Source organism: Streptomyces sp. NPDC001828, from assembly GCF_042892175.1.
GTDB lineage: Bacteria > Actinomycetota > Actinomycetes > Streptomycetales > Streptomycetaceae > Streptomyces.
In genome coordinates, this window is the sequence record NZ_JBIATV010000003.1 from 453,144 (window position 1) to 475,149 (window position 22,006).

21 protein-coding genes are annotated in these 22,006 nt (G+C 71.8%); 11 read left to right on the plus strand and 10 right to left on the minus strand.

What is annotated here, in order from left to right:
- Positions 1 to 3: 3 nt before the first annotated feature.
- The 8 genes from ACFYZA_RS13455 to ACFYZA_RS13490 all read right to left on the minus strand — a co-directional run bounded on the left by ACFYZA_RS13455 (position 4) and on the right by ACFYZA_RS13490 (position 6,853).
- Positions 4 to 2,004, minus strand: a complete 2,001-nt coding sequence (locus ACFYZA_RS13455) for an NADH-quinone oxidoreductase subunit L (protein WP_388490013.1) — start codon at positions 2,002 to 2,004, stop codon at positions 4 to 6.
- A complete protein-coding gene (gene nuoK, locus ACFYZA_RS13460; RefSeq protein WP_382588627.1) occupies positions 2,001 to 2,375 on the minus strand; it encodes an NADH-quinone oxidoreductase subunit NuoK in 375 nt (124 codons plus the stop codon). The genes ACFYZA_RS13455 and nuoK overlap by 4 nt, the downstream gene beginning before the upstream one ends.
- Positions 2,375 to 2,986 (minus strand): NADH-quinone oxidoreductase subunit J, encoded by a 612-nt coding sequence (locus tag ACFYZA_RS13465; RefSeq protein WP_382588625.1) that lies wholly within the window; start codon positions 2,984 to 2,986, stop codon positions 2,375 to 2,377. The genes nuoK and ACFYZA_RS13465 overlap by 1 nt, the downstream gene beginning before the upstream one ends.
- Positions 2,983 to 3,495 (minus strand): 4Fe-4S binding protein, encoded by a 513-nt coding sequence (locus tag ACFYZA_RS13470; RefSeq protein WP_388490286.1) that lies wholly within the window; start codon positions 3,493 to 3,495, stop codon positions 2,983 to 2,985. The genes ACFYZA_RS13465 and ACFYZA_RS13470 overlap by 4 nt, the downstream gene beginning before the upstream one ends.
- Before the next feature lie 128 nt (positions 3,496 to 3,623).
- A complete protein-coding gene (locus tag ACFYZA_RS13475; protein WP_382588621.1) occupies positions 3,624 to 4,592 on the minus strand; it encodes an NADH-quinone oxidoreductase subunit H in 969 nt (322 codons plus the stop codon).
- Positions 4,585 to 5,877: an NADH-quinone oxidoreductase subunit C gene (locus ACFYZA_RS13480; protein ID WP_388490016.1), complete on the minus strand. Its 1,293-nt coding sequence runs from the start codon at positions 5,875 to 5,877 to the stop codon at positions 4,585 to 4,587. Before ACFYZA_RS13480 ends, ACFYZA_RS13475 begins: the two co-directional genes overlap by 8 nt.
- Complete coding sequence (locus ACFYZA_RS13485; RefSeq protein ID WP_382588617.1) at positions 5,874 to 6,479, minus strand: NADH-quinone oxidoreductase subunit B; 606 nt, start codon at positions 6,477 to 6,479, stop codon at positions 5,874 to 5,876. The genes ACFYZA_RS13480 and ACFYZA_RS13485 overlap by 4 nt, the downstream gene beginning before the upstream one ends.
- Positions 6,470 to 6,853, minus strand: a complete 384-nt coding sequence (locus tag ACFYZA_RS13490) for an NADH-quinone oxidoreductase subunit A (protein WP_382588860.1) — start codon at positions 6,851 to 6,853, stop codon at positions 6,470 to 6,472. Before ACFYZA_RS13490 ends, ACFYZA_RS13485 begins: the two co-directional genes overlap by 10 nt.
- 225 nt (positions 6,854 to 7,078) lie before the next feature.
- Between ACFYZA_RS13490 and ACFYZA_RS13495 the strand changes: the two genes are divergently transcribed.
- The 5 genes from ACFYZA_RS13495 to ACFYZA_RS13515 all read left to right on the plus strand — a co-directional run bounded on the left by ACFYZA_RS13495 (position 7,079) and on the right by ACFYZA_RS13515 (position 14,024).
- Positions 7,079 to 8,302, plus strand: coding sequence for a sensor histidine kinase (locus tag ACFYZA_RS13495; RefSeq protein ID WP_388490020.1), 1,224 nt, complete (start codon positions 7,079 to 7,081; stop codon positions 8,300 to 8,302).
- 152 nt (positions 8,303 to 8,454) lie between these two features.
- Complete coding sequence (locus ACFYZA_RS13500) at positions 8,455 to 9,780, plus strand: sensor histidine kinase (RefSeq protein WP_388490289.1); 1,326 nt, start codon at positions 8,455 to 8,457, stop codon at positions 9,778 to 9,780.
- A 271-nt stretch (positions 9,781 to 10,051) separates the two neighbouring features.
- A complete protein-coding gene (locus tag ACFYZA_RS13505; protein WP_382588856.1) occupies positions 10,052 to 10,711 on the plus strand; it encodes a LuxR C-terminal-related transcriptional regulator in 660 nt (219 codons plus the stop codon).
- 318 nt (positions 10,712 to 11,029) lie between these two features.
- Positions 11,030 to 12,967 carry a 2-oxoacid:acceptor oxidoreductase subunit alpha gene (locus ACFYZA_RS13510; protein WP_382588613.1) on the plus strand — a complete coding sequence of 646 codons (1,938 nt, stop codon included), beginning with the start codon at positions 11,030 to 11,032 and terminating at the stop codon, positions 12,965 to 12,967.
- The gene (locus ACFYZA_RS13515) at positions 12,960 to 14,024 is read left to right on the plus strand and encodes a 2-oxoacid:ferredoxin oxidoreductase subunit beta (protein ID WP_382588611.1); all 1,065 of its coding nucleotides are present in this window, start codon (positions 12,960 to 12,962) and stop codon (positions 14,022 to 14,024) included. The genes ACFYZA_RS13510 and ACFYZA_RS13515 overlap by 8 nt, the downstream gene beginning before the upstream one ends.
- Before the next feature lie 80 nt (positions 14,025 to 14,104).
- Here the strand turns inward: ACFYZA_RS13515 and ACFYZA_RS13520 are convergent, their stop codons facing one another.
- Positions 14,105 to 14,461 (minus strand): winged helix-turn-helix transcriptional regulator, encoded by a 357-nt coding sequence (locus ACFYZA_RS13520; protein ID WP_388490292.1) that lies wholly within the window; start codon positions 14,459 to 14,461, stop codon positions 14,105 to 14,107.
- A 187-nt stretch (positions 14,462 to 14,648) separates the two neighbouring features.
- On the opposite strand from ACFYZA_RS13520, the gene ACFYZA_RS13525 reads away from it, so the two are divergent.
- The 6 genes from ACFYZA_RS13525 (at position 14,649) to ACFYZA_RS13550 (ending at position 21,351) form a co-directional block, all read left to right on the plus strand.
- Positions 14,649 to 15,506 (plus strand): SDR family oxidoreductase, encoded by an 858-nt coding sequence (locus ACFYZA_RS13525; RefSeq protein ID WP_388490023.1) that lies wholly within the window; start codon positions 14,649 to 14,651, stop codon positions 15,504 to 15,506.
- A 178-nt stretch (positions 15,507 to 15,684) separates the two neighbouring features.
- A complete protein-coding gene (rarD, locus tag ACFYZA_RS13530) occupies positions 15,685 to 16,593 on the plus strand; it encodes an EamA family transporter RarD (protein ID WP_388490295.1) in 909 nt (302 codons plus the stop codon).
- Positions 16,594 to 16,903: 310 nt separating this feature from the next.
- Positions 16,904 to 18,532: a ribosomal protection-like ABC-F family protein gene (gene abc-f, locus ACFYZA_RS13535; protein ID WP_388490026.1), complete on the plus strand. Its 1,629-nt coding sequence runs from the start codon at positions 16,904 to 16,906 to the stop codon at positions 18,530 to 18,532.
- 37 nt (positions 18,533 to 18,569) lie between these two features.
- On the plus strand, positions 18,570 to 19,019 hold the full coding sequence (locus tag ACFYZA_RS13540; protein WP_388490030.1) for a VOC family protein: 450 nt from the start codon (positions 18,570 to 18,572) through the stop codon (positions 19,017 to 19,019).
- Positions 19,020 to 19,282: 263 nt separating this feature from the next.
- Complete coding sequence (locus tag ACFYZA_RS13545) at positions 19,283 to 20,647, plus strand: M28 family metallopeptidase (RefSeq protein ID WP_388490033.1); 1,365 nt, start codon at positions 19,283 to 19,285, stop codon at positions 20,645 to 20,647.
- A 113-nt stretch (positions 20,648 to 20,760) separates the two neighbouring features.
- The gene (locus ACFYZA_RS13550; RefSeq protein ID WP_388490036.1) at positions 20,761 to 21,351 is read left to right on the plus strand and encodes a flavodoxin family protein; all 591 of its coding nucleotides are present in this window, start codon (positions 20,761 to 20,763) and stop codon (positions 21,349 to 21,351) included.
- On the opposite strand, the gene ACFYZA_RS13555 is transcribed toward ACFYZA_RS13550, so the two are convergent.
- The gene (locus ACFYZA_RS13555) at positions 21,317 to 21,922 is read right to left on the minus strand and encodes a TetR/AcrR family transcriptional regulator (protein ID WP_382588599.1); all 606 of its coding nucleotides are present in this window, start codon (positions 21,920 to 21,922) and stop codon (positions 21,317 to 21,319) included. The two genes, ACFYZA_RS13550 and ACFYZA_RS13555, sit on opposite strands and share 35 nt — an antisense overlap.
- Positions 21,923 to 22,006 lie beyond the last annotated feature (84 nt).

Here is a 22,006-nt window from a genome sequence, read left to right on the forward strand (position 1 = left end):
GGCTCAGGACCCCGCGGTGACGTTGGCAAGGACGACCACGGCGGCCGCCAGGACGAGTGAGCCGGCCAGCAGCGCGCTGAGGTAGCTCTGCACATTGCCGTTCTGCGCGCGGCGCACGGCCCACCCGAGCCAGCGCGGTGCCGCGCTCGCACCGCGTACGTACGTCTCGACGACCTCGCGGTCCAGGAAGCGGACCAGGCCGGCCGCGGCCAGGACGGGCCGGACGAACAGGGCGTGGTAGACGGCGTCCAGGTGGAAGCCGGTGGCCGCGTGGCGGTGCAGCGGGCCGAGCAGGAGACGGCCCGGGTCGGCCGGGTCGGGGGCGGAGGCGATGGAGCCGTAGACCTGGGTGTGGCTGGCGATGGCCTCCTCCTCGACCAGGCCGCCGTCGCCCTCGGGGTGGGCCGCGACGGCGCCCATCGGGGTGCCGGCGGCCAGCGCCGAGGTGTGGCGCCAGGCCGCGTACGTGACCAGGCCGCCGACCAGGGCGACGCCCGTGGACAGGACGGCGGTGGTGACGGCCGGGGTGAGGGCGCGTCCGTCGAACCAGTCGCCGAGGTAGCCGGTGGTGAGACCGAAGCCGATGGAGGGGATGGCGAGCACCCACAGGACGGCGTTCATGACGAAGGGCTGGCGACCGTGGTCCGGGGCCGCCGCTCCCCTGCCGCGGAACGCGAGCAGCCACAGGCGGGTCGCGTACGCGGCGGTCAGGAGCGCGGTCAGGAGTCCGGCGACCAGCACGGTCCAGCCGGCGCCGGACGGGGCGACCTGGCTCTCGCCGAGCGCGGTGTGCTCGGCGGCGGACAGGACGGCCTCCTTGGAGAAGAAGCCGGCGAAGGGAGGGATCGCGGCGAGCGCGAGCAGGGCGACGGTCATCGTCCAGTACGCGTCGGGGATGCGCTTGGCCAGGCCGCCCATGCGGGACATGGCGGTCAGTGAGTTGGTGCCGGCCGCGTGGATGACCACGCCGGCGGCGAGGAAGAGCAGCGCCTTGAAGGCGCCGTGCGACAGGAGGTGGAAGACGGCGGCTCCGCGGTCGCCGACGGCCAGGGCGCCCGAGAGGTAGCCGAGCTGGCCGATGGTCGAGTACGCGAGGACGCGCTTGATGTCGTCCTGGGCGAGCGCGGCCAGACCGGACCCGACCATGGTGATCGCGGCCATCACGGCGAGCACGGTCATCGCGGCGGCGGACGCGGCGAAGACGGGGAGCAGCCGGGCCACGAAGTAGATGCCGGCGGCGACCATCGTCGCGGCGTGGATCAGCGCGGAGACCGGGGTCGGGCCGGCCATCGCGTCGGGCAGCCAGGTGTGCAGCGGGAACTGGGCGGACTTGCCGGCCACCCCCGCGAGCAGCAGCAGGGCGATGAGGGTGGGGTGGTCGATGCCGCCGGTGAGGGCGGCCTGGACGACACCGGTGATCCGGAACGTGCCGGCGTCGGTGGCGAGCGCGAACAGACCGATGAGGAAGGGGACGTCGCCGAGCTTGGTGACCAGGAAGGCCTTCAGCGAGGCGGCCCGGGCCTCGGGGGTCTCCCAGTAGTGGCCGACCAGGAAGTACGAGCAGATGCCCATGACCTCCCACCCGACCAGGAGCACCATCAGGTCGCCGGAGTAGACGACGAGCAGCATCGCGGAGGTGAACAGGGAGACGAGCGCGGCGTACGAGGTGTAGCGCGGGTCGTCGCGCAGGTAGCCCGTCGAGTAGAGCTGTACGCAGGTGGCGACCAGGCCGACCAGGACGGCGACGAGGACCGCGAACCCGTCCAGGTGGAGGGCGAGTTCGATCGGCACCGAGCCGGTCGGGGTGAGCCGGGTGGCCGCGTCGATCGCCTTGCCGCCGCCCTGGTCGACGGCGACGACGACGGCGAGGACGAACGCGGCGAACGTCGGCAGCACCGCGAGCGGGCGGACGAAGCCGGGCGCGCGGCGGCCGAGCAGCAGGCCGGCCGCGGCGCCCAGGAACGGAAGGAGCGGAACGAGGACGGCGAGGGTCGTGGTGGTCACGCGGCGGCCTCAGCCTTCTGTGCCGGGGCGGCGGGGTCTTCGGGGTCGGCCGGGTCCGGGCCGGGGCCCTCGGCGGTGTCGCGGAGCCGGTCGATGTCGGAGGTGCCGCGGTTGCGGTACACGGCGAGCACGATCGCCAGGCCGATGCCGATCTCGGCGGCGGCGATGGCGATCGTGAACAGGGTGAGCGCCTGGCCGCCGTGCAGGGTGTCGCGCAGCCAGACGTCGAAGGCGACGAGGTTGAGGTTGACCGCGTTGAGCATCAGCTCGACGGACATCAGGACCAGGATCGCGTTGCGCCGCGCGAGCACACCGTAGAGGCCGGTGCAGAACAGGAGGACGGCGAGCACGGCGGGATAGGCGAGGTGCATCAGCGCGACTCCGTCTCACGTGGGGCGGCGGCCGAGGCGTCACCGGGGGCGTCATCGGGGGCGCTCCTGCGGGACAGCACGATCGCGCCGACAAGGGCGGCGAGGAGCAGCACGGACAGCGCCTCGAAGGGCAGCACCCAGTGCCGGAACAGGATCTCTCCGGACACCTTGGTGGAGCCCTGGGCCGGTCCGTCGAGGTCGATCCAGCTGGTGCGGAAGGCATCCACGACGACCCAGACCAGGGTCCCGGCGGCGGCGACGGCCACGGTGAGCGCGACCCAGCGGTTGCCCGAATCGGCGTCCGGGGAGCGGCCGATGGGGGCCTTGGTGAGCATCAGCCCGAACAGGAGGAGCACCACGATCGAACCGACGTAGATGAGGACCTGCACCCAGGCGATGAACTCGGCCGTGAGCAGCAGGTATTCGACGGCCAGGCCGCCGAGCGCCACGACCAGCCACAGCGCGGCGTGCACCAGCTGCCGGGTCGTGACGGTCATGACGGCCGCGCCGAGCGTGGCGATGCCGACGAGGAGGAAGGCGATCTCCACGCCGCTCGGCGACAGGAAGCCCTGGGGTGCGGTGAGGGCCGCCTGGGCGAGGATCGCGCTCATGCCTGCCCTCCCTCGGGGCCGGAGGCGGCTGCCTCCGCTGCTTGCGCGGCGGCCAGTTTGTCGGCGGCCTTGCGGGCGGCGGCGACTTCCTTCGGCTCCTCGGCTCCGGGGTCGAGCGCGGGCGGGGCCGGGACCGTCCACATCCACTCGCGCAGCTTGTCGCGCTCGTGGGTGAGCTCGTGGATGTCCGTCTCCGCGTACTCGAACTCCGGCGACCAGAACAGCGCGTCGAAGGGGCACACCTCGATGCAGATGCCGCAGTACATGCAGAGCGAGAAGTCGATGGCGAAGCGGTCGAGGACATTGCGGCTGCGCTCGCGGCCGCCCTCGACCGCGGCGGGCACCGTCTCCTTGTGGGAGTCGATGTAGATGCACCAGTCGGGGCACTCGCGGGCGCACAGCATGCAGACCGTGCAGTTCTCCTCGAACAGGCCGATCACGCCCCGGCTGCGGGGCGGGAGTTCGGGCTGCACGTCGGGGTACTGCGCGGTGACGGTCTTCTTCGTCATCGTGCGCAGGGTGACGGCCAGGCCCTTGGCGAGGCCGGAGCCGGGGATACGGGGCCGGGTGGGCGGGAGAGACTCGGGCCGGGTGGGCGGGAGAGACTCCGGCCGGGTGGGCGGGAGAGACTCGGACATCAGCTGATCGCCACCTTCACGATGCCGGTGAGCGCGATCTGCGCGAGCGCGAGCGGGATGAGCGTGGTCCAGGCGAGCTTCTGCAGCTGGTCCTCGCGGAGGCGGGGGTAGCTGACCCGGAGCCAGATCACGACGAAGGCGAGCACGGCCGTCTTGAGCAGGGTCCAGACCCAGCCCAGGCCGTCCGCGCCCCACGGGCCGTGCCAGCCGCCCAGGAACAGGACGGTGGTCAGGCCGCACAGGACGACGATGCCGGCGTACTCGGCGAGCAGGAACAGCGCGAAGCGCAGGCCCGTGTACTCGGTGTACGCGCCGAAGATGATCTCGGAGTCGGCGACGGGCATGTCGAAGGGCGGACGCTGGAGTTCGGCGAGGCCCGCGACGAAGAAGACCAGGGCGCCGACGATCTGCCAGGGCAGCCACCACCAGTGGAAGGCGTTGAGGATGCCGGGCAGCGAGACCGTGCCGGCCGCCATCGCCACGGAGGCGGCGGCGAGCAGCATCGGCAGTTCGTAGGCGAGCAGCTGGGCCGCGGTGCGCAGTCCGCCGAGCAGGGAGAACTTGTTGGCCGAGGCCCAGCCCGCCATGAGCGAGCCGAGCACGCCCACGCCCATCACGGCGAGCACGAAGAAGATTCCCGCGTCGACGACCTGGCCGACCGCGCCCTCGCTCGGGCCGATCGGGACGGCCACGAGGACGAGGAGGTAGGGCAACAGGGCGACGGCGGGGGCGAGTTGGAAGATGCGCCGGTCGGCTGCCGCCGGGACGATGTCCTCCTTCTGGGCGAACTTCACGCCGTCCGCGACGAGTTGGGCCCAGCCGTGGAAGCCGCCGGCGTACATCGGGCCGAGCCGGCCCTGCATGTGCGCCATCACCTTGTGCTCGGTCTGCCCGACGACGAGGGGGAGGACCAGGAACACGACGAAGACGACGACAAGGCGGATGGCGACGTCGAGTGCGTCATTCACGCGGGTCGCCTCCGGCAGGGTCGGTGGGTTCGGCGGGGTCGGTGGGTTCGGCTGCTTCGGTTCCGGAGGCCGGGGCGGGCTTCGCGTCCGGCTCGCCTTCGCCGAAGGCGGGTTTCGGGCTGTGCCAGGGGGCGTCCGAACTACGCGTCCGGGGCGGCGCGGCGGCCCGCTTCTCCGCCTCCCCGCCCTGCTGCGAGGCGGACCCCTCGCTCGCACTCCGGCTCCGCCGGGGACGTACGGCCGGGCTTTCCGGGGCCTCGGGGGTGGGCGGAGCTTCCGGGGCCTCCGTGACAGCCGGGCCCTCCGGAGAAGCCGGGACAGCCGGGGTGGCCGGAGCCGCCGGAGATGCCGGGACCGCCGGGGTGGCCGGGCCCTCCGGAGAAGCCGGGGTGGCCGGGACCGCCGGGGTGGCCGGGACAGCCGGGGCCGTCTGTGACGCCGAGCCCTCGCTCGCCGTGCGGGTGCGCCTCGGGCGTACGGCAGGGGCCTCCGCAGGCGTGGGCTCCGGAGTCGCGGCGGCCTCCGTAACCGCCGGGGTCGCCTCCGTAACCGCCGGGGCGGTCGCCTGGGACGCCGAGCCGTCCGACACGCTTCGGGCGCGCCGCACCGGGCGGTCCCCCGCGGCCCGGGCCGGGCGTTCGGCGCCGGCCGCGCCCGCGGCACGCGGGGTGCGGGCGGGGCGGGCCGGGGCCGGAGGGAGCTGGCCCTTCAGGGGGCCCCATTCGTTCGGGTCGGGGACGCCGGGCGGGAGCATCTGGCGGCGCTTGGGCCCGCCGTGCGCCGCCCCCGCCGCGGGCTCCCCGGGCTCCTTCGCGCCGGGCCACGCCTTGGCGACGCGGGCCGCGAGCACGAAGTCCTTGCGCAGGGGGTGGCCCTCGAAGTTCTCGGGGAGGAGCAGCGGGACCAGGTGCGGGTGGTCACTGAAGTCCACGCCGAACATCTCGTGGGTCTCGCGCTCGTGCCAGGCCGCGCCCGCGTAGATGTCGATGGCGGAGGGCAGCACCGGCGCCGAGTGCGGCACGGTCGTGCGCACGAGCAGGCGCCGGACCCGGCCCTCGCCGAGCGAGACGACGTGCGCGCAGACCCGGAAGCCGGTGCCGGGCTCGTCGACGGCGCTCAGCCAGTCGAAGTAGGTGCAGCCCAGCTTGTCGCGGGCGATTTCGAGCGCGGCGATCCAGGAGCCGGCCGGGACGTCGACGGTGAGCAGCCCGTAGGCCTCCTCCGCCGTGGCCTCCGCGCCGAAGATCTCGGTGACGCCGTCGGGCAGGCTGTCGTACGCGGTCACGCCCGGTCCTCCCCCGGGGTCGGCGGGGCGGCGACGAGCCCGCTGGTCAGCTGGGCGGGGGTGGCCGCGTTCGCGTACCGCTCACCGAGCGATTCGCGGGCGATCTTCTCCTGGAGCTTGAGGATGCCCTGGAGCAGCGCCTCGGGCCGGGGCGGGCAGCCGGGCACGTACACGTCCACCGGGATGATCTGGTCCACGCCCTTGGTCACCGAGTACGAATCCCAGTACGGGCCGCCGCAGTTGGAGCAGGCGCCGAAGGAGATGACGTACTTGGGCTCGGGCATCTGCTCGTAGAGGCGCTTGACCGCGGGCGCCATCTTGTCCGTCACCGTGCCGGAGACGATCATGAGGTCGGCCTGGCGCGGTCCGGGCGCGAAGGGGATCACGCCGAGCCGGATGAAGTCGTGGCGGGCCATGGAGGCCGCGATGAACTCGATCGCGCAGCAGGCGAGGCCGAAGTTGAAGACCCAGAGGCTGTAGCGGCGGCCCCAGTTGAGGACCACCTTCATCGGCTCGGGGGCCAGGCGCGAGAGCACGCCCAGCCTCTTCGGCTCGGGCAGCGGCACGGGCTGCGAGGCGGGTCCGGGAGTCGTCACGTCCATTCCAGGACGCCCTTCTTCCATGCGTAGAGCAGTCCCACGGCCAGGAAGCCGAGGAAGATGAACATCTCGACGAGGGTGGTCGCGCCGTAGCCGGGGGCCGCGAAGACGGTCGCCCAGGGGAAGAGGAAGATCGAGTCCACGGCGAAGATCACGTACAGGAAGGCGTAGACGTAGTAGCGGACCTGGGTGTGGGCCCAGCCCTCGCCCACCGGGTCGACGCCGCACTCGTACGTCAGGAGCTTCTCCGGCGTCGGCACCACGGGCCGCAGCAGCCGCCCGGCCCCGAAGGCCACGGCGACGAACAGCACGCCGACCACGGCGAGCAGGCCCACGACGGAATAGCTGTGGAAGTAGTCGGCAGCCAACACCGGCATCTGGCGCACGGTCGGTTCCGGCACGTCGCGCCCCTCGCTCCCTGGCCTCGATGATCTCGTCGCGCCCTGTTCGACGCTGTGTACGGACGGGAGTCTAGGCCCTGCTAAGGGGGCCCTTCGCAGGCGCGTCTCACGGTGTGGGCCGCCGGGGTGGGGTTTTCCCCCGTACAAGGAGGGTGCGGCACCCCATGGCGCCGCCGATCTCCGCCCGGCAGGCTTGGCACCATGACCAGGACCCTCCGCGAGCAGCAGCGGTACGCAGCAGAACAGCCGGGCGCAGCCGCCGGCGACGAGAAGGCCGCCCCGCCCGCCGTGCGGTTCGCCTACGAGCGGCACACCTGGAAGGAGATCGCGCACCTCCTCGCCAACTTCCCGATGGCCCTGACCGGTTTCGTCTACGTCGTCGTGATGGTCGCGCTCGGGATCGGGCTCTCCGTCACCGTGGTCGGACTTCCGCTGCTCGCCGTGGGGCTGCTCGGCGCGCGCCAGTTCGGCAAGGCCGAACGGGCCCGGGGGCGGGCGCTTCTGGGGGTGCGCGTCGAGGAGCCCACCCCGATCCCGGCGAGCCCGGGCAAGCACGGCGGCTTCTTCCCCTGGCTGTGGACGAGCCTGCGCGACCCGGTGGCCTGGCGCAATGTGCTGTACGAGTTCGTGCGGCTGCCCTGGGGGATCCTGACCTTCGCGGTGACACTGGTCTCGCTGTTCGTGGCGTGGCCGGTGCTCGGGTTCCTCGCCCGGGGGCTGACCAACGCGGACCGGATGATGGTGCGTGCCCTGCTCTCGCCCTCTGACAGTCTGGAGCGGCGGATCGCGGAGCTGGAGTCCGACCGGGGCGTGGTCGTGGACACGGCGGCGGCCGATCTGCGCCGCATCGAGCGCGATCTGCACGACGGGGCGCAGGCGCGCCTGGTGGCCCTCGCCATGGGCCTCGGCCTCGCCAAGGAGAAGCTCCTGGAGGACCCGGACACGGCGGCGGCGATGGTCGACGAGGCGCACGGCGAGGTGAAGCTGGCCCTTCAGGAGCTGCGCGACCTGGCCCGGGGCATCCACCCGGCGGTCCTCACCGACCGCGGCCTGGACGCCGCCCTCTCCTCCGTCGCCTCCCGCTGCACGGTCCCGGTGAAGGTGGCGGTCGACCTGCCCGGGCGGCCGGCCCCGGCCATCGAGGGCATCGCCTACTTCACCGTCTCCGAACTCCTCCAGAACGTCAGCAAGCACAGCCGGGCCCGGGCGGCCTCGGTCGAGGTGTGGCGCAGCACGGACCGGCTGCTCATCCAGGTCGAGGACAACGGGGTGGGCGGCGCCCGGCTCGACGGCGGTACCGGCATGGCGGGTCTGGCCGAGCGGCTCGGCGCGGTGGACGGCCTGCTCGTCCTCGATTCGCCGGTGGGCGGCCCGACGGTCGTGACGGCCGAACTGCCGTGGCGCGACCGGGGTCCGCAGGACTGACAAAGGCCCGGGGTAGGGAAAACCCCCGGCCGAAGAGGGTGACCGGCTCCATGGCCGGGGGGTGCCCGCACGGGACAAGCTGGAGTTCACAGGGGGCGGCGCGCGGACGGCGTCCGCGCATCACACGGAATGGACGGACGGGACCGATGACCATGGACACGGAGTACGGGTACGGCGTGGCGCGGTCCCCCGAGCCGCGGCGGCACCTTCTTCCTTCGGTGCTGCGGGCACCGTTCGAGGGGCGCACCTTCCGCGAGTTCGGCTATCAGCTGCTCAGCCTGCCGATCAGCATCGCGCTGTTCTGCTGGTCCGTGACCACGGTGTCGGTGAGTGCCGGTCTCCTGATCACCTTCATCGGCATCCCGCTGATGGCGGTGGCCCTGATGGGCTGCCGGGCGTTCGGCGTCATGGAGCGGGCCCGGGCGCGGGCGCTGCTCGGGGTCGAGATCGCCGAGCCGCGGCCGGTGCGCTCGCGCGGCGGCCTCATGGCGTGGATCGGCGGGGTCCTCAAGAGCGGCGTCTCCTGGCGCCACCTGCTCTACACGGTGTTCCACTTCCCCTGGGCGGTCTTCGCCTTCTGCGTGACGCTGCCGGTCTGGGTGACCGGCTGGTCCCTGTTCAGCTACCCGCTGTGGCGTTGGGTGTTCCCGATGTACGGCGGCCAGGCCGGCCTCCAGCTCTACGGCGACGACCACCACAACGTGTACCTGGACTCGCCGTTCGAGATCGCCCTGACCTCGGCCGCGGGCCTGCTGATCACGCTGGCCGCGCCGTGGCTGATCCGCGGTCTCGCGGTGGTGGACCGGGCGATGGTGACCGGGCTGCTCGGCCCCTCGCGCCTGGAGGAGCGGGTCACCGAGCTGGAGTCGGACCGGGGCGTGGTCGTGGACACCTCGGCGGCCGACCTGCGCCGCATCGAACGCGACCTGCACGACGGGGCGCAGGCCCGTCTGGTGGCCCTCGCCATGGACCTCGGCCTCGCCAAGGAGAAGCTGACCGAGGACCCGCACGCGGCGGCCCGGATGGTCGACGAGGCGCACGGCGAGGTGAAGGTCGCCCTTCAGGAGCTGCGCGACCTGGCCCGGGGCATCCACCCGGCGGTCCTCACCGACCGCGGCCTGGACGCCGCCCTCTCCTCCGTCGCCTCCCGCTGCACGGTCCCGGTGCGGGTCGAGGTGGACCTGCCGGGCCGGCCGGTTCCGGCCATTGAGGGCATCGCGTACTTCACCGTCTCCGAACTCCTCCAGAACGTCAGCAAGCACAGCGGCGCGAGCCGGGCCACCGTCGAGGTGTGGCGGGCCGGCAACCGCCTGATGCTCCAGGTCGCCGACAACGGACGCGGCGGCGCGGACATGTCGGCCGGGTCGGGCCTCGCGGGACTCGCCGAGCGCCTCGACGCGGTGGACGGCATCCTCGCCGTCGACTCCCCGCCCGGCGGCCCCACCACCGTCACCGCCGAACTGCCCTGGCGCGCCTAGGAGTTGGGGCGCCCCGGCGCGGCGCACCCCCCGGCCCCGGACAGGGCGCACCCCCCGGCCCCGAGCGGCACGACGCCTCCCCCTCCCCCCTCCCGGCCCGTAAACCCCGGGTCGGGGGATTTTGCCTGGCGGGCGCGGATTCGCGGCCGGATGCTGAGATGCTGGACGGGCACAACGCCATGGCTTGCACAGAGCTGTGGGGCACGCGCCCGACGGCGCGCGCCTGGGGAGCCAACAGAGCCCGGGGGGCTGCAGAGTCGTGGAGGACAGGGTGCGGGTGGTCATCGCCGAGGATTCGGTACTGCTTCGGGAGGGCCTGACCCGCCTGCTGACCGACCGGGGGCACGACGTCGTCGCGGGAGTGGGCGACGGAGTGGCGCTGGTCAAGACCGTGGGAGAGCTCGCCGACCAGGGCGCGCTGCCCGATGTCGTCGTGGCGGACGTACGGATGCCGCCGACCCACACCGACGAGGGCGTGCGCGCGGCGGTCCAGTTGCGCGCGCTGTACCCGGGGATCGGCGTCCTGGTGCTGAGCCAGTACGTGGAGGAGCAGTACGCGACGGAGCTGCTCGCCGGGTCGAGCCGGGGCGTCGGCTATCTCCTGAAGGACCGGGTCGCGGAGGTCAGGGAGTTCGTCGAGGCCGTGGTGCGGGTCGCCCAGGGCGGTACCGCGCTCGACCCCGAGGTCGTGGCGCAGCTCCTGGGCCGCAGCCGCAAGCAGGACGTCCTGGCGAACCTGACGCCGCGCGAGCGGGAGGTCCTAGGACTCATGGCGGAGGGGCGGACGAACTCGGCGATCGCCAAGCAGCTGGTGGTGAGCGACGGGGCCGTCGAGAAGCACGTCAGCAACATCTTCCTGAAACTGGGCCTCTCGCCGAGTGACGGGGATCACCGGCGTGTTCTCGCGGTCTTGACCTATATCAATTCATGACCACCTGCCACCCTGTCGAGGATCGAGCGGGACACAGCCGCCGGGGACGAAAGTCGGACACCGGGCCGGATCGAGGCACAGCCCGCAGGGCTTCCCGGCACGGTGAGGCCTAGTACCAAAGAAGGATTGCTTGGCGTCTTAGCAGAAGGGGCCGGGGGGCGAGTAAATCGTGGCAATTCAGGGCAGTAAGGCGTCTCAAAAGAGCGTCCAACATATGAGCGGTCCAGGGAAGGCGACCCTTACCGACGTAGGGTGGGCCTTGGCGCTACCGGTCGGCCGGATGCGCCCGAGCAGCCCGCCCGAGGGAGGTCCAGTTCAGTGACCAGCCAGGTCAGTAGCCCAGCCGAGCAGGCCGACGGAGCCGATGAGGCCCTTGTCGGGGAGCAGCGCAGGCCCGCCGGTGAAAAGGAAGTCCGGCGTCTCGACCGGGTCATCATCCGTTTCGCGGGTGACTCGGGTGACGGGATGCAGCTCACCGGTGACCGGTTCACGTCGGAGACGGCGTCGTTCGGAAACGACTTGTCCACGCTGCCGAACTTCCCGGCCGAGATCCGGGCGCCTGCCGGAACGCTTCCGGGTGTGTCGAGTTTCCAGCTGCATTTCGCCGATCACGACATCCTGACGCCGGGTGACGCGCCGAACGTGCTGGTCGCGATGAATCCGGCGGCGCTGAAGGCGAACCTGGCGGACGTGCCGCGCGGCGCCGAGATCATCGTGAACACGGACGAGTTCGCGAAGCGGGCGATGGCGAAGGTCGGCTATGACACCTCGCCCCTGGAGGACGGCTCGCTGTCCGCGTACAACGTGCATCCGGTGCCGTTGACGACGCTGACGATCGAGGCGCTGAAGGAGTTCGGTCTCTCCCGCAAGGAGGCCGAGCGCAGTAAGAACATGTTCGCGCTCGGTCTGCTGTCGTGGATGTACCACCGGCCGACCGAGGGCACCGAGAAGTTCCTGCGCTCGAAGTTCGCGAAGAAGCCGGCGATCGCCGAGGCGAACGTGGCGGCGTTCCGGGCGGGCTGGAACTTCGGTGAGACGACGGAGGACTTCGCGGTCTCCTACGAGGTCGCGCCGGCGACGAAGGCGTTCCCGGCGGGTACGTACCGCAACATCTCCGGGAACCTGGCCCTGTCCTACGGTCTGATCGCGGCGGGCCAACAGGCCGATCTGCCGCTGTACTTGGGCTCGTATCCGATCACTCCGGCCTCCGACATCCTGCACGAGCTGTCCCGGCACAAGAACTTCGGGGTGCGCACCTTCCAGGCCGAGGACGAGATCGCCGGGATCGGCGCGGCCCTGGGCGCGGCGTTCGGCGGATCTCTCGCGGTGACCACCACCTCGGGTCCGGGTGTGGCGCTGAAGTCGGAGGCGATCGGTCTGGCGGTCTCCCTTGAGCTGCCGCTGCTGATCGTGGACATCCAGCGCGGCGGGCCCTCGACGGGCCTGCCGACCAAGACCGAGCAGGCCGACCTGCTGCAGGCGATGTACGGGCGCAACGGTGAGGCCCCGGTCCCGGTCGTCGCGCCGAAGACGCCCGCCGACTGCTTCGACGCGGCGCTGGAGGCGGCCCGGATCGCGCTGACGTACCGCACGCCGGTCTTCCTGCTCTCCGACGGCTACCTCGCCAACGGCTCCGAGCCGTGGCGGGTGCCGGAGGTCGATGAACTCCCCGATCTGCGCGTGCGGTTCGCGTCCGGCCCGAACCACACGCTGGACGACGGCACCGAGGTGTTCTGGCCCTACAAGCGGGACCCGGAGACCCTGGCGCGGCCCTGGGCGGTTCCCGGTACGCCGGGTCTTGAGCACCGCATCGGCGGCATCGAGAAGCAGGACGGCACGGGCAACATCTCCTACGACCCGGCCAACCACGACTTCATGGTCCGCACCCGCCAGGCCAAGATCGACGGCATCGAGGTCCCCGACCTGTCCGTGGACGACCCCGACGGCGCCCGCACGCTGGTGCTGGGCTGGGGCTCCACCTACGGCCCGATCACGGCGGCGGTCCGCAGGCTGCGGGCGGCCGGCGAGCCGATCGCGCAGGCACACCTGCGCCACCTCAACCCGTTCCCGAAGAACCTCGGCGGCCTCCTGGCCCGCTACGACAAGGTCGTCGTGCCGGAGATGAACCTCGGCCAGCTCGCCACCCTGATCCGCGCCAGGTACCTGGTCGACGCCCACTCCTACAACCAGGTCAACGGCATGCCGTTCAAGGCCGAGCAGCTCGCCACCGCTCTCAAGGAGGCCATCCATGCCTGACGCTCACGCCAACGAGCTGCTGCAGCTGGTCCCCAAGGCCGAGGCCAAGCAGTCCATGAAGGACTTCAAGTCCGACCAGGAGGTCCGCTGGTGCCCGGGCTGCGGCGACTACGCGGTCCTGGCCGCCGTGCAGGGCTTCATGCCCGAGCTCGGCCTGGCCAAGGAGAACATCGTCTTCGTCTCCGGCATCGGCTGCTCCTCCCGCTTCCCGTACTACATGAACACCTACGGGATGCACTCCATCCACGGCCGCGCCCCGGCGATCGCGACCGGACTCGCCTCCTCGCGGCGGGACTTGAGCGTGTGGGTGGTCACCGGTGACGGTGACGCGCTGTCCATCGGCGGCAACCACCTCATCCACGCCCTGCGCCGCAACGTCAACTTGAAGATCCTGCTGTTCAACAACCGGATCTACGGTCTGACCAAGGGCCAGTACTCGCCGACCTCCGAGGTCGGCAAGATCACCAAGTCGACGCCGATGGGTTCCCTGGACGCACCCTTCAACCCGGTCTCGCTGGCGATCGGCGCCGAGGCCTCCTTCGTGGCCCGCACCGTCGACTCCGACCGCAAGCACCTCACCGAGGTCCTGCGCCAGGCCGCCGAGCACCCGGGCACCGCGCTCGTGGAGATCTACCAGAACTGCAACATCTTCAACGACGGCGCCTTCGAGGTCCTCAAGGACAAGGACCAGGCCGAGGAAGCCGTCATCCGCCTCGAACACGGACAGCAGATCCGCTTCGGCGCCGACCGCGCCAAGGGCGTCGTCCGCGACCCGGCCACCGGCGACCTCGCGGTCGTCCCGGTCACGGCGGACAACGAGGGCGACATCCTCGTCCACGACGCCCACCAGGCCTCGCCCACCACGGCGTTCGCCCTGTCCCGCCTCGCCGACCCCGACACCCTGCACCACACCCCCATCGGCGTGTTCCGCTCGGTCGAACGGCCGGTCTACGACACCCTCATGTCCGACCAGCTCGACACCGCCATCGAGCAGAACGGCAAGGGCGACCTCGGCGCCCTCCTCGCCGGTAAGGACACCTGGACCGTCGTCGGCTGAACCGGCGGACCAAGAGAAGCCGGGTGCCCGGCCCATAGTCCCCCGTGGACCCCTGGCCGGGCACCCGTTCTTTGTGCGGCCTACGCGTCGGCCGACGCCCGGGCCGCGTCGTAGGCGGCCCGCGCCCGCTGCACGTCGTCCATGCGGACGTCGGTCCAGCGGGCCAGCGCGCGCACCTGCTCGGCGGCCTCCCGGCCGAGCGGGGTGACCGAGTAGTCGACGCGGGGCGGGATCACGGGCTTGGCGTCCCGGTGTACGAAGCCGTCGCGCTCCAGCGTCTGGAGCGTCTGGGCGAGCATCTTCTCGCTGACCGTACTGACCTTGCCGATCTCGCGGCGCAGCTCGCTGAAGCGGTACGAGCGGTCGAGCAGCGCGTCCAGGACCAGCACGCCCCACCGGCTGGTGACGTGCTCCAGAACGAGCCGGTGCGGACACATGGCCTCGCGCACCTCCTCGCGCCGGACCCGGTCGCCCTTGGCATTCACTCCACTGCTCACCCTTACTCCCATACCAGTACCTTACTTCAAAGTGGGTACTTACGCCTGGTTAGCGCTATCCGTAGGGTGGAGGTCGAAGGCGACCCCTTCGCCCTTTTCTCCCCCTTCGCCCCACAGGAGCCACGCCATGAGCATCGTCGTCACCGGAGCCACCGGATCCCTCGGCCGTCTCGTCGTCGAGGAGCTGCTCGCACGGATACCGGCGAGCGAGATCGCCGTCGTCGTACGCGACAAGGAGAAGGCGGCCGGGCTCGCCGCCCGGGGCGTGGAGCTCCGCATCGCCGACTACAACGAGCCCGCCAGCCTGGCCGGGGCCTTCGCCGCCGGCGACCGGGTGCTGCTGATCTCCGGCAGCGAGGTCGGCCGGCGGGTGCCGCAGCACACCGCGGTGGTCGAGGCCGCCAAGGCGGCGGGCGTGGCCCAGCTCGCCTACACCGGCATCCTCGGCGGCCCCGACGCCGACTTCGCGCTCGCGGACGAGCACAAGGTGACGGAGCGGCTGATCCTCGACTCGGGCCTGCCGTACACCTTCCTGCGCAACGGCTGGTACACCGAGAACTTCACGGCCAACCTCGCGCCGGTCCTGGCGCACGGCGCGGTCGTCTCCAACGCGGGCGAGGGCCGGGTGGCCTCGGCGGCCCGCGCCGACTACGCGGCGGCGGCCGCCGCGGTGCTGACCGGCGAGGGCCACCTGGGCCGGGCGTACGAGCTGAGCGGCGACGTGGCGTGGTCCTTCGCCGAGTACGCGGCCGAGGTCGCCGCCGCCTCCGGCCGTCCGATCGCCTACAACGCGGTCACCCCCGAGGCCCACCTGGCCGTCCTGACCGGCGCGGGCCTGCCCGACGCGTTCGCGGAGCTCCTGGTGGACGTGGACCTGGCCATCGAGCGGGGCCGCCTGGCCGCCACCCCCGGCGACCTGGCCCGCCTGACCGGCCGCCCGACCACCCCGCTCGCGACGACCGTGCGGGCCGCGCTCTCCGCGTAGGCAGGGCGCGGGCAGGGCGTAGTCAGCGCGTCAGGACCGTATCGCGATACGGGCATGACACCGCGGCCCCTTCGGCGCTACCTTCTGCCTGGGATCGAGCGCGCGGGGAGGGCCAGTGGCCAAGGAATCTGCGGGGCAACAGCGGACCGGACTGCTGTACGGAATCGGCGCCTACGGGATGTGGGGGCTCGTCCCCCTGTTCTGGCCGCTGCTCAAGCCGGCCGACGCGATGGAGATCCTGGCCCACCGCATGGCGTGGTCCCTCGGCCTGGTCGTCGTCGTCCTCCTCCTGATGCGCCGCTGGGCGTGGATCGGCGAGCTGGTGCGCCAGCCCCGCAGGCTCGCGCTGATAGTCGTCGCCGCGGCGGTGATCACGGTCAACTGGGGCGTCTACATCTGGTCGGTGAACGCCGGCCACGTGGTGGAGGCGTCCCTCGGCTACTTCATCAACCCGCTCGTGACCATCGCCATGGGCGTACTGATCCTGAAGGAACGGCTGCGGCGCGCCCAGTGGGTCGCGGTGGGCGTGGGCGCGGCGGCCGTGGTCGTCCTGACCGTGGGCTACGGGCAGCCGCCGTGGATCTCGCTGACGCTGGCGTTCTCGTTCGCGACGTACGGCCTGGTCAAGAAGCAGGTGAACCTCGGCGGACTGGAATCCCTGGCCGCCGAGACCGCCGTGCAGTTCCTGCCCGCGCTCGGCTATCTGCTGTGGCTCGGCGGCCAGGGGCGGTCCACGTTCACCACCGAGGGCGCCGGGCACGCGGCGCTGCTCGCCGCGACCGGTGTGGTGACCGCCATCCCGCTGATCTGCTTCGGCGGCGCGGCGATCCGGGTGCCGCTCTCGACGCTCGGCCTGCTCCAGTACCTGGCGCCGGTCTTCCAGTTCCTGCTCGGCATCGCGTACTTCCACGAGGCGATGCCGCCCGAGCGCTGGGCGGGCTTCGCCCTGGTGTGGCTGGCCCTGACGACCCTGACCTGGGACGCCCTGCGCACGGCCCGAGCGACCCGCCGAGCACTCGCCCAAGCCCTGGCCAACGCCCCCACTCCACCCCTGGCCTCCGCCCCACCCCAGACCCAGGGCTCGTAGAGCACGCCGGGAGGCGGACCGTAGTGCCATCCACGCACTGCCCCGCGCCCCCGACTCCCTTTCGGCCTCGCCCCGTGCGTGGTTGCCCGCGCAGTTCCCCGCGCCCCTGAACGCCTTGGCGCCGGCCCGCGTCGGAGCATCTCCAGCCCCGGGAGGGCCGGCCCGTAAATGAGGGGACATCGGGGGTGCCCCCGGTTAGCCTGGGGGCATGGTCATGTACTCGTACTACTTCTTCCGCTGAGCCCGGCGCGGCCCAGCCGCACCCCCTGCCCGGAAGGAACCCCGTACCGAGTACCCCCAGGGACCACCCATGCCCTCGCACCACCACACCCCCTCCCAGCTGACCCTCACCGCCGCCTGCAAGGCATACGGCGACCGTCAGGTGCTGGACCAGGTGAGCCTCAGCATCCGCCCCGGCGACAAGACCGCCGTCATCGGCGAGAACGGCTCCGGCAAGTCGACCCTGCTGCGACTCCTCGCCGGGGCCGAGCGGCCGGACACCGGCGAGGTCACCGCCGTCTTTCCCGGCGGCACGGGCCACCTCGCCCAGACCCTCGACCTCGCCCCGGACCGTACGGTCCAGGACGCCATCGACCACGCGCTGGCCGAACTGCGCGGCCTGGAAGCCGCCATCCGCGCCGCCGAGGCCACTTTGGCCGACGCGAGCGAGGCCCAACTGGCCGCGTACGGCGACCTGTTGGCCGCGTACGAGGAACGTGACGGCTACCGCACGGAATCCCGCACCGGCGCCGCCCTCAATGCCCTCGGCCTCGCCCACCTCACCCGCGACCGCGAACTCGGCTCACTCTCCGGCGGCGAGCAGTCCCGCCTGGCGCTGGCCTGCGTCCTGGCCGCCGCCCCCGAACTGCTCCTGCTCGACGAGCCGACCAACCACCTGGACCGCCAGGCCACCGACTGGCTCGCGGAGCAACTCCGCGCCCATCGGGGCACGTTGGTGGTCGTCACCCATGACCGCGCGTTCCTCGAACGCGTCTCGACGACCATCCTGGAGGTGGACCGGGACCTGCGCACGGTCGTCCGGTACGGCGACGGCTGGGCCGGATACCGTACGGCCCGGGCCGCCGCGCGGCACCGCCGCGAGCTGGCACACCAGGAGTGGCTCACCGAGCTGACCCGCACCCGGGAACTGGTCGCGGCCGCCGGGCAGCGGCTCGCCGCGAGCGGAAAGGACCCCGGCCAGGGCTTCGGCAAGCACCGCCGCTCCTCCGAGGCCAAGCTGTCCGGGCAGGTCAGGGCGGCCAGGACGCGCCTCGACCAGCTGCAGCGCGAGCCGGTCGCGGCCCCGCCGCCGCCCCTCAGGTTCAGCGCCCGGCTCACCACGGCGGCGGCCGACTTCGACGGCCCGCTCGTCGAGCTGACCGGGGTCAGGGTCGGCGACCGCCTCGACGTGCCCGCCCTGAGCGTCAAGCCGGGCCGCCGCCTCCTTGTGTCCGGACCCAACGGCGCGGGCAAGACCACGCTCCTGCGCGTCCTCGCCGGACGGCTGAGCCCGGACGAGGGGACCGTTCACCGGACGAGCCGTCACATCGGCTATCTGGCACAGGAGTTGGACCATCGGCCGACCCGGACCCCGCTCCTCGGCGCCTTCGCCGCAGGGCGTTCCGGACTTCCCGAGGAGTACGCCGACGAGCTCCTGGCGCTCGGCCTGTTCCGCGAGGAGGACCTGGCGGTGCCGGTCGCGGCGCTCTCCGTCGGACAGCGCCGGCGGCTCGAACTGGCCCGCCTGGTGACTCGCCCCGCCGACCTCCTCGTACTGGACGAGCCGACCAACCACGTGTCGCTCGCCCTGGTGGAGGAGGTGGAGCAGGCGCTGGCCGGCTATCCCGGCGCGGTCGTGGTGGTCTCGCACGACCGTCGCTTCCGGTCCTCCTTCGCGGGCGACCACCTGGAGCTGCGTGCCGGAACGCCCGTGCGCTGACCGGGACGGGCCGCCCGGGCGGGGCTATAACGAACACATGACCCTGCACTGGAAACTCGTCATCGACGCCTCCGACCCGCACGCCCAGGCGGACTTCTGGGCCGCCGCCCTCGGCTACGAGGTCGAGGACAACAGCGCGCTGATCGGGCGGCTGAGCGCGGCCGGCGCGATCGGACCCGAACTCACCCTGGAACACGGCGGCCGGACCGCCTTTCGCGATCTGGTCGCCGTCCGGCATCCGGACGACTCCTACGACCCCGAGAGCGGTACGGGGCTAGGCCGGCGCATCCTGTTCCAGCGGGTTCCGGAGGCGAAGACGGTGAAGAACCGGCTGCACATCGACGTCCACGCGGCGCCCGGCGAACGCGACGCCGAGGTCGGCCGCCTGACCGGCCTCGGGGCCTCGGTACTGCGTCAAGTCAAGCAGCCCGGGGGCGAGTTCACGACCATGGCGGACCCGGAGGGAAACGAGTTCGACGTCCAGTAGGCCGCCACCCGGAGCCGTCGGGCACAGCCGGACGGCTCCGGGGCGGGGGCTTGCCCGGCGGCCCGCCCGACGGCCCGAGCCGCGCCCGGCCGACCGGCCGGACATAATCCAATCCCCCTCTGTTTGCCCTCAGTTGCTCACCCGTACATCGTCCGGAAGCCGAACACCCGTGGCGTATTTACGTTCTTGACGCCCCCTCTACCTCTCCTTGACCATCGGCCTCGCGTTTCCGTCACATCCCCGAACGGAACACGGAGCCCCCCATGCGCAGTCCGCACTCCCCACGCGCCCTGGCCGCAGGCGCGGCGCTGGCCACCGCCGCGCTCGCCGTCGGCGTCCTCGCACCCACCGTCCACGCCGCGCCCACCGCCCTCGCCGCCCCCGCACCCGTGGCACCCCGGGGCGCCGGCCCCTCGGCCGTCGCCGCGCCCGACATACCCGTCGCCAACGTCAAGGCGCACCTCGCCCAGCTCCAGCAGATAGCCAACGCCAACGGCGGCAACCGCGCCCACGGCCGGTCCGGCTACAAGGCCTCGCTCGACTATGTGAAGGGCAAGCTGGACGCGGCCGGATTCACCACCTCCGTCCAGCAGTTCAGCTCGTCCGGCGCCACCGGCTACAACCTGATCGCCGACTGGCCCGGCGGCGACGCCTCGCGGACCGTCATGGCGGGCGCACACCTCGACTCGGTCACGGCGGGCCCCGGCATCAACGACAACGGGTCCGGTTCGGCCGGCATCCTGGAGACCGCCCTCGCCGTCTCGCGGGCCCAGCTCAAGCCCGACAAGCACCTGCGGTTCGCCTGGTGGGGCGCCGAGGAGCTGGGCATGGTCGGGTCGAAGTACTACGTCAACTCGCTTGCCAGTGGCGACCGTTCGAAGATCTCGGGCTATCTGAACTTCGACATGATCGGCTCGCCGAACCCGGGCTACTTCGTCTACGACGACAATCCGACCCTCGAGAAGGTCTTCAAGGACTACTTCGCCACGATCTCCATCCCCACCGAGATCGAGACGGAGGGCGACGGCCGCTCCGACCACGCCCCGTTCAAGAACGCGGGCATCCCCGTCGGCGGCCTGTTCTCCGGCGCCGACTACACCAAGACGGCAGCCCAGGCGCAGAAGTGGGGCGGCTCGGTGGGCCAGGAGTTCGACGCCTGCTACCACGCCTCCTGCGACACCAGCGGCAACATCGACGACACGGCGCTCGACCACAACAGCGACGCGATCGCGTACGCGCTGTGGCAGCTGGCCGCCGGCGGGAGCACCCCGCCGGACCCGGGCACCTCGTTCGAGAACACCACGGACCTCGCCGTCCCGGACTCGCCCGGGCCGGCCGTGACGTCCTCGATCGCCGTCACCGGCCGCACCGGCAACGCCCCCTCGGCGCTGAAGGTCGGCGTGAAGGTCGTCCACACCTACAGCGGCGACCTGGTGATCGATCTGGTCGGGCCGAGCGGACGCTCCTACCGGCTGCACAACTCCTCGTCCGACGCGACGCCCAACATCGACACGACGTACACCGTGAACGCCTCGGCGGAGACGGCCAACGGCACCTGGAAGCTGAAGCTCCAGGACAAGGGCCCGCAGGACACCGGCTACCTGGACAGCTGGAAGGTCACCTTCTGACCCGATCCGTTCCGGCCGTGGAAAATCCACTCCCCGCCAAGCCCATGCGCGTGCATATACTGCACGCGCATTCGCTTTTGGGTGACGTTTCCGGGTGACGTACGGAGGGGATCATGGCCCGCAACTTCCTTTTCCTGCTGGGCAGTACGCGCAGCGGCGGCAATACCGAGGCGCTCGCCCGACAGGCGGCCGAGCAGCTTCCGGCGGGCGACACCGCCCGCTGGCTGAACCTCGCCGACCTCGAACTCCCCGCGTTCCGCGACCGGCGCCACGGCGAGCAGCGCGACCAGGCCGCCCCCACCGGGGACGCGGCGACCCTCCTGGAGGCGACCCTGGAGGCCACCGATCTGGTCATCGCCTCGCCGCTGTACTGGTACAGCGTGACCACCCCGGTCAAGCACTACCTCGACCACTGGGTGAACTGGCTCTACACCCCCGAACTCGACTTCCGGCAGCGGATGGCGGGGAGCACCCTGTGGGGCGTGACCGTGCTCGCCGGGCGCGACCACTCCGTGGCCGACCCGCTGGTGGGCACCCTGCGCCACTCGGCCGCGTACCTGGGCCTCGGCTGGGGCGGGGTGCTGCTCGGCAGCGCCACCCGGCCCGGCGAGATCGCGCACGACACCGAGGCCGCGGCCCGCGCCAAGACGTTCTTCGGCACCGCGCCGCTCAGCTCCGCTCCGGGGTCCGCAGCGCGCGCATGACGTGGGCCACCAGCGTCTCGACCCGCTCCGGGTCGGGCATCGGCCGGCCGAGCGCGTGACGGTAGTACAGCGGGCCGTAGAGCATCTCCACGGCCAGCGGAAGATCGGCGTCCGGGGGCAGTTGGCCCTGCTCCTGGGCGCCGCGCATGCGCTCGTAGACCAGCGCCACGCGCGGGATGACCAGCTCGTCGTTGACCGCCCGGGCCAGCTGCTCGTCGTGCAGCACCTGGGAGAGGATCCCCCGGTACGCGGGGCCCATCACCGTCGAGTTGAACAGGTTGACCAGCATGCCGATGTGGGTCCGCAGGTCGGCCTCGATGTCCCCGGTGTCGGGGAACTCCGAATTGCTCACCACCAGCTCGGTCACCGCGTCGAGCAGCACCGCGCCCTTCGTCGGCCACCAGCGGTAGATCGTCTTCTTGCTCACACCCGCGCGGGCCGCGATGGCCTCGATGGTGACCTTGCCGTACCCGTTCTCCGCGCACAGTTCGAGCGCGGCCGTCAGCGTCGCCCGCCGTGATTTCTCGCTGCGGCGCCTGGGGCTCGGGGCGGATCCGGACGAGGTGATCATGCCCTCACTCTACGAGCACGCCCGTAACCGGATTGACAGCCGAGGCTGCGGCTCCAACAATGACGCAGGAAACGGAACGTGTCG

Excerpts from the sequence above, each read along its gene's own strand:
- nuoK (WP_382588627.1), bottom strand. The coding sequence starts at position 2,375 with ATGCACCTCGCCTATCCCGCCGTGCTCGCCGTCCTCCTGTTCTGCACC.
- ACFYZA_RS13465 (WP_382588625.1), bottom strand. The coding sequence starts at position 2,986 with ATGAGCGCGATCCTCGCCCAGGCGGCCCTCACCGCACCCCAGGGCTTC.
- ACFYZA_RS13470 (WP_388490286.1), bottom strand. The coding sequence starts at position 3,495 with ATGACGAAGAAGACCGTCACCGCGCAGTACCCCGACGTGCAGCCCGAA.
- ACFYZA_RS13485 (WP_382588617.1), bottom strand. The coding sequence starts at position 6,479 with ATGGACGTGACGACTCCCGGACCCGCCTCGCAGCCCGTGCCGCTGCCC.
- ACFYZA_RS13490 (WP_382588860.1), bottom strand. The coding sequence starts at position 6,853 with ATGCCGGTGTTGGCTGCCGACTACTTCCACAGCTATTCCGTCGTGGGC.
- ACFYZA_RS13495 (WP_388490020.1), top strand. The coding sequence starts at position 7,079 with ATGACCAGGACCCTCCGCGAGCAGCAGCGGTACGCAGCAGAACAGCCG.
- ACFYZA_RS13500 (WP_388490289.1), top strand. The coding sequence starts at position 8,455 with ATGGACACGGAGTACGGGTACGGCGTGGCGCGGTCCCCCGAGCCGCGG.
- ACFYZA_RS13515 (WP_382588611.1), top strand. The coding sequence starts at position 12,960 with ATGCCTGACGCTCACGCCAACGAGCTGCTGCAGCTGGTCCCCAAGGCC.
- ACFYZA_RS13520 (WP_388490292.1), bottom strand. The coding sequence starts at position 14,461 with ATGTGTCCGCACCGGCTCGTTCTGGAGCACGTCACCAGCCGGTGGGGC.
- ACFYZA_RS13525 (WP_388490023.1), top strand. The coding sequence starts at position 14,649 with ATGAGCATCGTCGTCACCGGAGCCACCGGATCCCTCGGCCGTCTCGTC.
- rarD (WP_388490295.1), top strand. The coding sequence starts at position 15,685 with ATGTGGGGGCTCGTCCCCCTGTTCTGGCCGCTGCTCAAGCCGGCCGAC.
- abc-f (WP_388490026.1), top strand. The coding sequence starts at position 16,904 with ATGCCCTCGCACCACCACACCCCCTCCCAGCTGACCCTCACCGCCGCC.
- ACFYZA_RS13540 (WP_388490030.1), top strand. The coding sequence starts at position 18,570 with ATGACCCTGCACTGGAAACTCGTCATCGACGCCTCCGACCCGCACGCC.
- ACFYZA_RS13545 (WP_388490033.1), top strand. The coding sequence starts at position 19,283 with ATGCGCAGTCCGCACTCCCCACGCGCCCTGGCCGCAGGCGCGGCGCTG.
- ACFYZA_RS13550 (WP_388490036.1), top strand. The coding sequence starts at position 20,761 with ATGGCCCGCAACTTCCTTTTCCTGCTGGGCAGTACGCGCAGCGGCGGC.
- ACFYZA_RS13555 (WP_382588599.1), bottom strand. The coding sequence starts at position 21,922 with ATGATCACCTCGTCCGGATCCGCCCCGAGCCCCAGGCGCCGCAGCGAG.